The sequence below is a fragment of the Bradyrhizobium sp. SZCCHNS1050 genome, from assembly GCF_032484785.1.
Taxonomy (GTDB): domain Bacteria; phylum Pseudomonadota; class Alphaproteobacteria; order Rhizobiales; family Xanthobacteraceae; genus Bradyrhizobium.
In genome coordinates this window covers 76,542-89,257 of record NZ_JAUETR010000004.1, presented here as the reverse complement: position 1 = coordinate 89,257, position 12,716 = coordinate 76,542, and the positions used below count along the sequence as shown (strand labels likewise).

8 protein-coding genes and 1 tRNA gene are annotated in these 12,716 nt (G+C 64.5%); 6 read left to right on the top strand and 3 right to left on the bottom strand.

Annotated elements, in window-relative coordinates; translation table 11 throughout:
* Window positions 1–349 precede the first annotated feature (349 nt).
* The gene (locus tag QX094_RS33945; protein WP_315711373.1) at window positions 350–616 is read left to right on the top strand and encodes a hypothetical protein; all 267 of its coding nucleotides are present in this window, start codon (window positions 350–352) and stop codon (window positions 614–616) included.
* Window positions 617–814: 198 nt separating this feature from the next.
* The gene (locus QX094_RS33940) at window positions 815–1,168 is read left to right on the top strand and encodes a hypothetical protein (protein ID WP_316171404.1); all 354 of its coding nucleotides are present in this window, start codon (window positions 815–817) and stop codon (window positions 1,166–1,168) included.
* 128 nt (window positions 1,169–1,296) lie between these two features.
* Here QX094_RS33940 and QX094_RS33935 read toward each other — a convergent pair.
* Window positions 1,297–1,390, bottom strand: a tRNA-Ser gene (locus tag QX094_RS33935).
* A gap of 742 nt (window positions 1,391–2,132) precedes the next feature.
* Here QX094_RS33935 and QX094_RS33930 point away from each other — a divergent pair.
* Window positions 2,133–3,662: a porin gene (locus QX094_RS33930; protein ID WP_315711375.1), complete on the top strand. Its 1,530-nt coding sequence runs from the start codon at window positions 2,133–2,135 to the stop codon at window positions 3,660–3,662.
* A 569-nt stretch (window positions 3,663–4,231) separates the two neighbouring features.
* Window positions 4,232–5,326 carry a hypothetical protein gene (locus QX094_RS33925; RefSeq protein WP_316188501.1) on the top strand — a complete coding sequence of 365 codons (1,095 nt, stop codon included), beginning with the start codon at window positions 4,232–4,234 and terminating at the stop codon, window positions 5,324–5,326.
* 65 nt (window positions 5,327–5,391) lie between these two features.
* On the opposite strand, the gene QX094_RS33920 is transcribed toward QX094_RS33925, so the two are convergent.
* Window positions 5,392–5,931, bottom strand: a complete 540-nt coding sequence (locus tag QX094_RS33920; RefSeq protein ID WP_315729363.1) for a MarR family transcriptional regulator — start codon at window positions 5,929–5,931, stop codon at window positions 5,392–5,394.
* Window positions 5,932–6,313: 382 nt separating this feature from the next.
* Here QX094_RS33920 and QX094_RS33915 point away from each other — a divergent pair, with 382 nt between their 5' ends.
* Together QX094_RS33915 and QX094_RS33910 are read left to right on the top strand one after the other, a co-directional pair.
* Window positions 6,314–7,843 (top strand): porin, encoded by a 1,530-nt coding sequence (locus QX094_RS33915; RefSeq protein ID WP_316188500.1) that lies wholly within the window; start codon window positions 6,314–6,316, stop codon window positions 7,841–7,843.
* Window positions 7,844–8,517: 674 nt separating this feature from the next.
* On the top strand, window positions 8,518–10,047 hold the full coding sequence (locus tag QX094_RS33910) for a porin (RefSeq protein WP_315711381.1): 1,530 nt from the start codon (window positions 8,518–8,520) through the stop codon (window positions 10,045–10,047).
* A gap of 122 nt (window positions 10,048–10,169) precedes the next feature.
* Here the strand turns inward: QX094_RS33910 and QX094_RS33905 are convergent, their stop codons facing one another.
* A complete protein-coding gene (locus QX094_RS33905; RefSeq protein WP_316185737.1) occupies window positions 10,170–12,521 on the bottom strand; it encodes a lytic transglycosylase domain-containing protein in 2,352 nt (783 codons plus the stop codon).
* Window positions 12,522–12,716: the final 195 nt, after the last annotated feature.

Genomic DNA, 12,716 nt, shown 5'->3' with positions numbered 1-12,716 from the left:
CGAGACGTGTCCAGTCCCGGTGCGGCTGTTGACCAACGGCGTGGTGCGCTCCGCGCCAGCGCGGTGAGGCGCTTTCGCGGATGGTTATGAGTTTGCCAAACAGAACGGTAAACCGCTCTTTGCCGAGTTGAAGAATCCATTTCGAATCAATGCATTGAAGCCGGCCCGGGAAAATGCGGGGCTCCGCGTTCAGGGCTCGTTCAGCACGATGTTTAAACTGCCTTTCAAACTTGATCAGTCATCCTTCGCGCATAAGCCGCGAGACGGCATGGGGATAACCAGGCGTTGAACAGTTGGACGGGGGCGTGCTCGGGTGACCGGCCGCCTCCTCGAGCGAAGGAGAGCGACGATGTTTCAGGGACAACTCAATTTTGATGACGTGACCACCGCGGAGCAGGGCGCCAGCGGCGATGTGCTGTTCGAGCTCGGCATGCTCTATGCGAGCGGTCGCGACGGCATGGTCGATCTGATCGCCGCGCACAAATGGTTCAATCTCGCCGCCCTCAGGGGGCGCGTCGACGCCGTGGCAATGCGCCGCGAGGTCGCCGAGCAGATGTCGGATGCCGAGATCGCGACCGCGCAGCGCGAGGCGCGCGCCTGGATGACCGCGCACTGAGCGAGCTAAGCCGCGGCTTGGCGGATCTCGCTTTCGGCGTGAGCATGCCGCACGCGCCAGTGTTGCCGGCCGCGAACCGGGGTGCTGGGGTGGCCACCCGCGCCCGATCGTTCATTCTCGTCGGAAGCGGGCCTCGTCGCGCGCCGATAAATCTCCTATCTGTCGTTCGGTGTGACGCAGACAAGCGGGATTGACGGCATGGGCCAGGCACGGCGACAGGCGCGGCGGCAAGAGCTGTACGACTGCCATGACTGCGGCAGCGGTGTCTCCTTCAGCGCAGTGGCGTGCCCGCATTGTGGATCGACCGAGCCGGCCGGGCCTGCGGTGCAGAGCCGGCGCGAGTTGAAGCGTCTGCGGGTCGAGGCTCATAATGACCGCCGCCTCGTCGTGGTGACCGCCCTCTGTGCGGGTCTCGGCGCCATCTATGGTGCCGTGATGGGAGCAGGAGGCGCAGCGTCATGGTGGGCTGCGCTCGGCTATGGGTTCGTCGGCACCATCATCGGCGTGCCCGCCGCCTTCGTGATCAACATCAGCCGTGGCTTGTTCGATTGAACCGCGCGTGATTGAGCGGCAACCGTGATCACGACGGCCACGGTCCGTTGCGATCCGGCAGGTGCGTGAACGGCTCGGCGTTGAGGCGGATGATCAGGGGGAGGGGCTGTTGACCGCGCAGGGGCGGCTGGCGGAGACGGAGGGATTCGAACCCTCGATAGGGCTTTACAACCCTATAACGGTTTAGCAAACCGCCGCCTTCAGCCACTCGGCCACGTCTCCGGCGAGGGTCGGTATGCCCGACGCCGCGCTGAGCCGCAAGCGGCAGATTGCATGCGGTTTCGAAATCCTCACAGGGCCGCGGCTTCGCTGGACTGGTGTGGACGGTGCTCTTCACCTTCGGCCATCGATGCGAGCTGAGCCTGCCGTTGATCGGCCGCGGCACGGCGTGGAAGTCGACGGGCGGCGCCGGCCCTCTCGGTGGTCCCTGACACGGAGGACCCCTAATATAGAGGGTCGTCTGCAAAGGCGGCCGGTGGCAGGGGCGCAGACGGCATCGTCCTCCAACCCGATTCTCGTTCAGCGCGTGGCTGGATTCGTGGCCCAGACGCCTGACTTGGGGCGGGTTCCTGGCGGGCGAGTGCTCGCGGCCTTGAGCACCCCAAATTGCGTTGTCACAAAACGACAACATAAACAACCACTTAGGTGTTCCCGCAGAACCACGGTTCCGTGCCTTTTGTGCAACACCGGTCCGAAAAGGCGCCGCTCGAGCGCCGCAATGATGGTTCCTTTGTTGCGTGTGCAAAGGCCTTCGGTAATTCTGCTCGCACGACGAAGGGGGGCATCCCAACGTCGTCCCGTTTAGGTCGTTCGCTCAAGTCCCTCGCGTTCATGCGGGTGTGTCCGATAGCGCGAAGCGGCTGAGCGACGGGTCGAAGAGGGATAACGGGTCCAACCCCAAGGGTGTCTCTCACCCAGCGGAGGCGGAACCTTCCCTGACTGAGCAACTTGGAGGTTTAACATTATGAACACGATCAAGAGCCTTGTCCTGGGCTCGGCGGCCGCTCTCGTCGCCATGTCTGGGGCTCAGGCAGCTGACCTTCCGATCAAGGCCAAGGCGGTCGAATATGTGAAGGTCTGCTCGCTTTACGGCGCTGGCTTCTACTACATCCCCGGCACCGACACCTGCATCAAGCTGGGCGGCTACCTGCGTGCTGAAACGTCGTTCGCCAGCAACGGCCAGTACAACAACGCCGTCAACGGCGTTGCCGGCGGCATGAACCGTAACAGCAACTACTACTACAGCCGCGCTCGTCAGGACCTCAACATCGACACGCGCACCGCGACCGAGTACGGCGTGGTCCGCACCTTTGCTGACCTGACGTTCACCTGGACCAGCGGCACCTACGCTGGCTCGGGCTCCGCGACCGGCGCGACCGCCTACTCGACGGCTGGCGCTCCTGGCGCTCAGGCCGACGGCAACATCGCCCAGGGCGGCATCGGCGTGTACTACGCCTTCATCCAGTTCGCTGGCTTCACGATGGGTAAGGCCGTGTCGCAGTTCGACGCGCCCTGGACCAACTACCCGGGCAACAACTTCGACGGCCTGTGGGGCGGCGGCGGCACCGTGACCGGTGTCAACCAGTTCACCTACACCGCCGACTTCGGCTCGGGCATCACTGCGGCGATCTCGGCGCAGGACGCGACCCAGTACTACACCACCAACATGTGGAACGTGTCGGGCATCACCGCGGCCGGCATCATCGGCGGCTCGTATGGCACCAACAACTTCGGTGGCAACGTTTCTCCGGACATCGTCGGCATGGTTCGTGTCGACCAGGCTTGGGGTCTGTTCCAGGCGTCGTTCGCGGCGCATGACAACCACACCGGCTACTACGGCGCCACCGAACTCACCGGTCACCCGGCTGACAAGTGGGGCTGGGCTGCTCAGCTGGCCTTGTCGATCAAGAACATCCCGACCGGCCCCGGCGACACCATCAACATCCAGGGCGTCTACACCAACGGTGCGAGCCGCTACAACGCTCAGAGCCTGGTGCCGACCACCTACGCGATGTACGGCGGCAGCAGCACGGCTGGTGTCTACGGCACGCTCGGCTTCGCTGGCGTCAGCGATTCGGTCTTCGTGACCGGCGGTGAGCAGCAGCTGACCACGACCTACGGCTTCCGTGGCGCCTACACCCACAACTGGAGCCCGACCTGGAACTCGGCGATCTACGGTTCGTGGGCTGCCGTGAGCTACAACAACACTGCCAAGGGCCTGATCTGCGGCAGCGCGGCGATGGGTGCGATCGCGGGCGCAGGCTTCACCTGCAACCCCGACTTCAACATCTCCTCGCTCGGCTTGATCACCCGTTGGACCCCGGTCAAGAACCTGACCTTCTCGGCCGACGTGGCCTGGACCAACCTGGACCAGAAGTACTCGGGCAACATCGTTTCTCCGGCCACGACCACGACCTCCAAGCCGGCTGCGGTCTATCAGCTCAAGGACCAGAACTCGGTGTCCTTGCTGCTCCGCGCTCAGCGCAACTTCTGATCCTGATCGTCTGATCGGGTTCAAGAGCCCCCGGCAGGAAACTGCCGGGGGTTTTTGCTTGTGTGCGGGCGCTCATTCCGGCGCGGCACCGGGTCTGGTTCGCTCAAGCAGCGATCGATGCCAAATCGGCGGATCGAGGCAATCGAGCAAGGGATCCAATTGCCTGTGGCTCGAAAATCGCATTCGTTTCAGTAGTTTGGCTGCGTGCTGGTATTTTTTTAAAAATGGTGTTGAAAACAGATGAGTTGATAAGCTAATTTTGTCATGCCTGAGTAATCATTCACCACCGACGCAAGACGACGATCATACGATGTTAGACCCCAGGAAGCCTCTGGCGATGCCCCGCCGGAGGCTTCTTCATGTCGGGATCTCCTCGCCGCCCAGCATCTGACGTTGCGTCTCGATTGCAGAGCCTCGGCGTGATCTCCGCAGGCCGTGCCGTCAGCGCAAACATCGATCGTCTCTCCAAAAATCGTTGCTCATCGGCTTGACCGGGAAATGCCGGATGGTCACCATGACCGCCAGATGACGGGGCCACACCGTCACGCCAGTGAGGAATGAGTCCAAAGATGAGTTCGGAAGGCTCTGTGGGAGTGCTGCGTCCGTGGTCCGACCAAGACGATCTGGCGGGCGCCATCACGCGGCTGCTGGAAGCGCGGCCCGAGGGCCGGGCCGAGCTTGCGGAATGTCTGGCGGTTGCGCAGCGGATCGAGGCCAGCGACGACGAGTCCTGGTATCGCGAGTGGATGCAATGCGCGGATGCGATGAAGGCTGCCGCCGCCGACGCCGTGAGCAGCGGCCGTCCCGAGCTGGCGTTTCGCAAATGGTCGCGCGCGATCGATTGTTATGAGGCTGCGGCCTGTCCGTTCAGCAGCTCGCGCTCTCGCCAGGCCGTCGTGCTGTCCCGCATGCGCGAATGTGCGCGCGAATTCCTGCGCGGTGCCGATCCGCAAGGAGAGGTCGTCACAATTCACTGGCGCGCCGACTATCCGCTCGAAGCCTATTTCCTGCCGGCGCGTTGCGAGGGAGGCAGGGCGCCCACCGTCATCTGCATCGGTGAGCCCGGCCGTCGCAAGGAAACCTCCCTGTTCAAGCTTGCAGCCCATGCGGAGCAGCGCGGCCTGGCGCTGCTGGTGGTCGATCTGCTGGGCAGCGGACCGGACTGCCGCTTCGAGGAGATCGTCGGCCGTCGCGATCTCGAATCAGCCATCGCAAGCGTGATGGACTACGCGACGTCCCGTGACGACGTGGACGAAGGCCGGATCGCGATCCTGGCGGATGACTGGAGCTCGTCCTTCGTCGCGCGCGGCATCGCACTCGATCCGCGTTATGCTGCGGCGGTCTGCGACGCCGGCTTGTGGGATATTCACGAGCGCGTCTTCCTGTCACGCCGACCCGGTGCGGGCGAGCGGGGCAGGCTGTCGATCGCCAGCGATGGGCTGGCGGCGCGGCAGATCATGTGTCCGCTGCTGGTGACGGTGCCGGAGCGTGGCTGGCTGCGGGCCGACATCGCAACCCGGCTGATCGCGCAGATCAAGCGCGAGCACCCGGACATCACTCTGAAGATCGTCTCCAGCGCGGGCGCCGATTGGCTCGAGGCCGATGCCTTCGTCTTCGACTGGATCGCCAAGCGTCTGGCGGGGTCTCAGCGGCCTCCAGGCTGACGCGACCGCATGTCTGCGCTCGCTCCCCCGTAAGAGGCGGTCGGGCCGTGACCGCCTCGGGGGCCTCAGAGTCCCATCGTGAGTCGCGCGCTGGCCTTCTCGAAACGGTCCTTGAGGCCAGCCAGCTTGTCCGTGAAGGTCGCCAGCTCGCGAGCGTCGAATTCCTCGAAGATGAAGCTGAAGATCTGCGCCTGCTGAGCTTCCAGCTCGGCGAACTGCTCCGATGTCTTGGTGGTGAGCGACATCCGGACCACGCGCGCATCGTTGGGGGCGGGCTTGCGTTCCATGAAGCCCTTCTTCTCGAGCAGCTTCGACTGAGTCGTGACGAACGAAGGGTCGACGTGCAGCCGCTTGGCCGCCGCATTCACGGCGACTCCCTCGCCTTGATCCAGCTCGGAGATCGCCATCAGGATCATCCATTGCGGGCCACTGATGCCGATTCTCTTGGCCCAGAAGTACCTCAGCTCCTCCAGATGGACGTTGATCGTGGAGATCTCCCGGGCGAAGCGAAGAATGGCGTCGCGATTCTTCGGCAGATGTTCGGCAGTCTTCGGTTGCGCGTCCGCTTCCACAGGTGCGGCAGACATGTTCTTCAAGGGCGCCATTGCTCAGGAGTTCCAGTACGAAGCTCGACCCTAAAGAAAAAAAATCCGCAACAAAATCACTTATCTAGGAGGACATCGGCCGTCCCCCGTGCGCTGCACAACAAGCTGCCATTGTGTTGCCCCCAAGACACATTTCGGCTTCATTCAATTACCTGACTGCATAAACTATTTTGCTTACCGAATGAGCGAAGGCATAGTTCCTGATGACGGTGGGGGGTTACTCGATCGTCCCGTGACAGGTGGTTCGCTTAAGTCCCTCGCGTGATGCGGGTGTGTCCGATGGCGCGAAGCGGCTGAAGCGGTTTTTCGGGAGCAGAGGAAGCGGATCGTCCTGGGGGATCTTGGTCCGGTTCTTTCTCAAAAGAGCAACTTGGAGGTTTAAATGAAGACGGTTAAGAGCCTTGTCCTCGGCTCGGCGGCAGTTCTGCTCGCCATGTCCGCGGCTCAGGCGGCCGACCTTCCGATCAAGGCCAAAGCGGTCGAGTATGTGAAGGTTTGCTCCCTGTATGGTGCGGGCTTCTACTACATCCCCGGCACCGACACCTGCATCAAGCTGGGCGGCTATCTCCGCGCTGAAACGGCGATCGCCACCAACAGCGACTTCAACGGCACGTTCAGCGGCCAGGGTGGTGCGCATAACCGCCTGAGCAACTACTACACGGCCCGCGCTCGTCAGGACATCAACATCGACACGCGCACGGCGACCGAGTACGGCGTGGTCCGTACCTTCGCTGACCTGACCTTCAGCTGGACCTCCGGCGGCTATGCCGGCACGGGTTCGGCCACCGGTGCGACCGCTTACTCGACGGCTGGTGCGCCGGGCGCACAGGCCGACGGCAATATCGCGCAGGGTTCGGTCGGCGTGTACTATGCCTTCATCCAGTTCGCCGGCTTCACCATGGGTAAGGCCGTGTCGCAGTTCGACACGCCCTGGGTGAACTATCCGGGCAACAACTTCGACGGTCTCGCCGGCGGCGGCGGCACGGTCACCGGCGTCAACCAGTTCAGCTACACTGCTGACTTCGGCTCCGGCATCACGGCCACCGTTTCGGCTCAGGATGCGACCGCCTACTACCAGAACAACCTCTGGAACGTGGCGGGTTCGACGGCGGCTGGCGTGATCGGTGGTGCTTACGGCACCAGCAACTACGGCGGCAACGTCTCTCCGGACTTCGTCGGTATGGTCCGTGTCGACCAGGCCTGGGGTCTGTTCCAGGCGTCGTTCGCGGCGCATGACAACCATGTCGCTTACTACGGCGCGTCCGAGACCTCCGGCCACCCGGCCGACAAGTGGGGCTGGGCGGCTCAGCTGGCCCTGTCGATCAAGAACATCCCGACCGGACCTGGCGACACGATCAACGTGCAGGGCGTCTACACCAACGGTGCGAGCCGCTACAACATCCAGAGCCTGATGCCGAACAGCTATTCGATGTACGGCAGCACGGGTCTGGCTGGCGCCTATCAGAGCGTCGGCTTTGCCGGCGTGGGCGACTCGGTCTTCACGACCGGTGGCGAGCAGCAGCTGACCACGACCTACGGTGTGCGCGGTGCGTACACCCACAACTGGAACCCGGCCTGGAACACTGCGATCTACGGGTCTTGGGCTGCTGTCCGCTACAACGGCACGGCCAAGGGCCTGATCTGCACCAGCCCCGGCGTGGTTGCGGCCTTCAACGCGGGTTCGACCTGTAATCCGGACTTCGATCTGGCCACCATCGGCCTGATCACGCGCTGGACCCCGGTCAAGAACCTGACCTTCTCGGCCGACTTCGCCTACTCGTGGCTCGACCAGAAGCACTCGGGTTCGGTCACGGCCCCGGCTGCCGCCGCTGTCGCCAAGCCGGCTGCGGTGTATGAGCTGAAGGATCAGCAGTCGGCTGTCCTGCTGCTCCGCGCTCAGCGCAACTTCTGATCCAGACCGTCTCACGACGGTTTGACCAACCCCCGGCAGGCAACTGCCGGGGGTTTTTCTTTGCCTCGCCAGCGCGTGCTCCAGCACCGAGACCCGCATTCCTCACCGTGCCGCTTTGTCGCTGACAAACATGCTGCCGACCCGCCCGAGAACCACACCGCGCGGCCACGCGACGCAATACGATCTGGATGGAATTTCGCGACCGCCTCGTGGCCATGCGGCTCAAACATCCGTGAGAGGTGGTCGGCGGATTCGCTCGGTTCGACCGCGCGTTTGAGCCAAGCTTGGCCTGCCTGATCTCGGGCGGGCGAGGGCCCGTGCCACGATCGCCGGGATGACGGGGCCAGAGAGTTTGAGCCTCGCGCTCGCCGCGGTTCTCGACGTCCGTCCTGCTGCATTCCCGCCACGACCGCGACACGCATTCGGCGGCGAAAGTCTTCCCCGACACATTACCCTCGGAGATCCGGCGACCGCGTGCCGTGCCGCGGCCGTGCCACATGCGTGATCCGGCCGGTCACGAGAATGGTCCGATAAAGCACCAACTCTGCCTCGCGATCGTTCCCACTGCAACGCTATGCGCGGGCACTGTGGTGCAGCTGGAGACGGGCTGACCGTTGGGGCGGTCGTTCGATGTCGAGCCGGGCCGGTCTGAACTGAGCAATTTGGAGGTTAGTATGAAGACTGTGAGGAGCCTTGTTTTGGGCTCAGGGGCGGCGTTGCTCGCCATGGGTGGGGCTCAGGCCGCCGACCTTCCGATCAAGGCCAAAGCGGTCGAGTATGTCAGGGTCTGCTCGATGTACGGCGCCGGATTTTTCTACATTCCGGGCACCGACACCTGCATCAAGCTCGGCGGCTATCTGCGGGTCGAGGCCGGCTTCGGCACGAATACGATCTTCCAGAATGCCGTGAACGGCGTCGCCGGCGGGCGAAATCGTCTCAGCAACTACTACACGACGCGTTCGCGCGCCGACCTCAACATCGACACCCGCACCGCGACCGAATATGGCGTCGTGCGCACCTTCTTCGACGGTGTCTTCCAGTGGACCGGGGGCAGCTATGCCGGGACCGGCTCCGCCACGGGCGCAACTGCCTATTCGACGGCGGGCGCGCCTGGAGCGCAGGCTGACGGCAACATCGCGCAAGGCGGGATCGGCGTCTTCTATGCCTTCATCCAGTTCGCCGGCTTCACCATGGGTAAGGCCGTGTCGCAGTTCGACGCGCCTTGGGCCAACTACCCCGGCAACAATTTCGACGGTCTGACCGGAGGCGGCGGCACCATCACCGGCGTCAACCAGTTCACCTACACCGCGGATTTCGGCTCGGGCATCACGGCCGCGATCTCGGCCCAGGATGCGACGCAGTATTCGCAGTCGCAGATCTGGAATACGGCGGGACAGACGGCCGCCGGCGTGCTCACCGGCAGCTATGGCACGTCGAATTTCGGCGGCAACGTCGCGCCCGACATCGTCGGCATGGTGCGCGTCGATCAGGCCTGGGGCCTGTTCCAGGCGTCCTTCGCGGCGCACGACAATCACGCCGCCTTCTTCGGTGCCAACGAGACGACCGGGCATCCCGCCGACAAATGGGGCTATGCCGGTCAGCTCGCCCTGTCGATCAAGAACATCCCGACCGGCGCCGGCGACACCATCAATCTGCAGGGCGTCTACACCAACGGTGCCAGCCGCTACAACTTCCAGAGCCTCGCGCCGATCAACTACGCGATGTACGGCGGCAGCAACATGGCCGGCGCTTTCCAGAGCCTGGGCTTCGCCGGCGTGTCGGATTCGGTGTTTGGGGCGAATACCCAGCAGCAGCTGACCACCACCTACGGCTTCCGGGGTGCCTTTACCCACAACTGGGATCCGTTCTGGAACACGGCGGTCTACGGCTCCTGGAGCGGCGTCAGATACAACAACACCGCGAAGGGACTGATCTGCAACGGTGCGGGCATGGTCGCTCTCGGAATCACGCCTGCGAATTGCAACCCCGACTTCAACATCTCGACGGTGGGTGTGATCACGCGCTGGACGCCGGTCAAGAATCTGACCTTCTCTGCGGACGTCGCTTGGACCCGGCTGGACCAGAAGTTCACCGGCGTGGCGAACGCACCGGCGGTCGCGGCGGTCGCCAAGCCGGCCACGACCTACCAGTTGAAGGACCAGGACTCGGTCTCGCTGCTGGTGCGTGCCCAGCGCAACTGGTAAGTGCGGGCGAATGGCGAATAGGGAGTAGCGAATAGCAGTTGACGACGGAGCGGAGCCCAGGCTTCGCTACTCGCTACTCGCTACTCGCTACTCGCTACTCGCTACTCGCTACTCGCTACTCGCTACTCCACCACAGCGCCGCGGCGCAGATCGGCCTCGATCTGTAGCCGCGAGCCGCCGCCGAAACGGGCGCGATAGACCTGCAGGTTCTCCATCACCCGCTGCACATAGTTGCGGGTCTCCGAGAACGGGATCAGCTCGACCCAATCCACCGCGTCCACCTTCGGATCGCGTGGGTCGCCATACCGCTCGACCCATTTCCGCACGCTGCCGCGGCCGGCATTGTAGGCCGCGAACGTCATGATGTACGAGCCGCGATAGTCCTCGAGCAGGCCGCCAAGCTCGGCCGCGCCGAGCTGCGCGTTGTAGACCGGGTCGGTCTTCATCCGGTTCAGATCGAAGCTGACGCCGGCGCGCTTGCAGACGTAGCGACCCGCATCCGGCGTGACCTGCATGAGCCCGTAGGCCTGAGCCGGCGAGACCACGGCCTGGTTGAAGGCGCTCTCCTGGCGCGCGATCGAGAAGATCACGCTCTGTTCGACCTCCGGCCCGAGCGCCCGGAACGCGGGGATGCCCGTGACCGGATAGGCGTAATGATCGAACGGCAGTCCGCGATTGAGCGCGGCCTTGCCGACCAGCAGCATCGCTCGCGCATCGCTGTTTCGCGCGGCGATTTCCGCGATTCCGACCAGCACGTCGGGGTCGCCGTTGTCGCCCATGTCGGCGAAGATCGGGATCGCGACCTCGCCCTCGTCGAGCTCGTAGAGCAGTTGCACCGCGCGCACCACCTCGAGCCGTTCGACGCCGCGTCCGCGGCCGCTCGGCGCGGCATTGAGGCCGAGCTGCGGCAGGCCGAGCTTCGCGCGCGCCAACTGTCCGTAGTAGCTCGTGGACTGCTCGGCGGCCGACGTATAGGCCGCGCGCGCCTCCTGCATGCGCCCCATCGCTTCTGCCGCGCGGCCCTGCCAATAGCCGGCCCGCGCCAGGGTGGTCGGATTGACGCTGCCGACGCCGATCCGTGCAAAGTGCTGGGCCGCGGTGGCCGGATCGTTGAGGAAACGCAGCGCGATCCAGCCCGCGGTGAATTCCTGCTCGGTCTTGTAGATGTCGCGGTTCGGCAGCGCCGCGTCGCGCGCGATCAGGTAGGCGCTGCGATATTCGCCGGTGTCGATCATCTTGCGCGCCAGCAGTCGGCGCTCGATCCACCATTCGTCCAGATTGTGCAGGCGGCCGGGATCCTTGGGCGCGTTCAGCATCAGCTGCGCCGCCTCGGCGAATTTTTCATCGCGCCGCAGCAGTTGGATGCGGCTGAAAATGTAGCCTGCATCGCCGTGGAGTTCGCGCGGCACGGCATCGAGCAGGCTCTGGCTGTTGGAGGCTTTGCGGTAGGCCGCGATTCGCGCTTTTGCCAGCGCCACGTGGCCCGAGCCAAGCCGCCGGGCAGCGCGCATGGCGGCCTCGTGCTCGCTGCCATACAGCAGCGTGTCCATCCGCGCCTTGTGATCGCCGCCGGACAGCAGGGCGCCGTACTGATCCAGAATGTTGTTCTCGGTCTCCTCGGACATCGCGTCGTTGCGCCAGGCATCGCGCACCAGGCGCTCGGCATTGGCGCGGTCGCCGCGATTGAGCATCACCCGGGCCAGCGCGAACTTGCCCTTGGCCGACAGCGGCGATTCGTTCTCGAACCAGGACCACACCACGGCATCGTCGCGCTTGTCGTCCCACAACGCGGCCTCGAGCCGGCGCCGCAGGAAGGTCTGTGACGGCCAGGACGGGTTGGCGGCGATGAACGCGCGGTAGCGCTCCACGCTGGCATTGTTGTTGTCGCTGCGCAGGATCACCCACTCCGCGAGCTTGCGCGCCACGGGATCCGAGATCGCCTGCACGACCTCGGTGGCATCGCTGGGCTTGCGCTTGCGGACGAGCTCGATCACGTTTTCGAGCGCGTCCTTGTCGGACTGCGAGGTCGAGGACGTCACGGCGATCGCAGCCGGCACCACGAGCTTGCGGGAGGCGGGCAGGGCGGCATGCTGGCGGGCCGGCAGGCTTGCAGCCGCCGCGCTGGGGGTGATGTCCCTCGGGGCCGCGCGCGGCGTCTCGCCGGCGCCTTTGGGGCTGCTCTTGACCTCGGCCTTCGCTTCGGCCCGCGCGTCGACCTCGCTCCTGGTCCCGGCGGCCTCGTGGGTGTTCGTCTTCGGAACCGCGCTGCGCGCGATCGGACGCGCCTTCGGCACCGGAACCTTGGTCGCGGGAGCCTTGGATCCCGAAACCTTGGACCCAGCGGCCTGGTCCTTGGCGAGAGCGCTATGGCCGGCGAGAGCCCATCCGAGTGTCAGGCCGGCGGCCAAGGACACCGAGAGTGACACCGACAGGGCGGTCGATCGCAATGCAGTGGCGCGGGCAGAAAAGGGCACGGCGTTCCTTTTGCGGCGGATGACTTCGATCCCCTGACCAACATGGGTCTATCGAAAAGGTGAACAAATCCTAAATATACTGGGAAGGACTGCAACCTGCGCCAACACCGCGGCGAAATCACGACCGAAGGGCGGCGTGCGGCCGCGCCGGGTCAGAGAAGGGTGATCAGCCTTTGTCGGTGCGGAGCGTGCGGG

Bases quoted from the DNA above. Each gene is read 5' to 3' on its own strand.
- QX094_RS33945 (WP_315711373.1), top strand. From the start codon at position 350: ATGTTTCAGGGACAACTCAATTTTGATGACGTGACCACCGCGGAGCAG.
- QX094_RS33940 (WP_316171404.1), top strand. From the start codon at position 815: ATGGGCCAGGCACGGCGACAGGCGCGGCGGCAAGAGCTGTACGACTGC.
- QX094_RS33930 (WP_315711375.1), top strand. From the start codon at position 2,133: ATGAACACGATCAAGAGCCTTGTCCTGGGCTCGGCGGCCGCTCTCGTC.
- QX094_RS33925 (WP_316188501.1), top strand. From the start codon at position 4,232: ATGAGTTCGGAAGGCTCTGTGGGAGTGCTGCGTCCGTGGTCCGACCAA.
- QX094_RS33920 (WP_315729363.1), bottom strand. From the start codon at position 5,931: ATGGCGCCCTTGAAGAACATGTCTGCCGCACCTGTGGAAGCGGACGCG.
- QX094_RS33915 (WP_316188500.1), top strand. From the start codon at position 6,314: ATGAAGACGGTTAAGAGCCTTGTCCTCGGCTCGGCGGCAGTTCTGCTC.
- QX094_RS33910 (WP_315711381.1), top strand. From the start codon at position 8,518: ATGAAGACTGTGAGGAGCCTTGTTTTGGGCTCAGGGGCGGCGTTGCTC.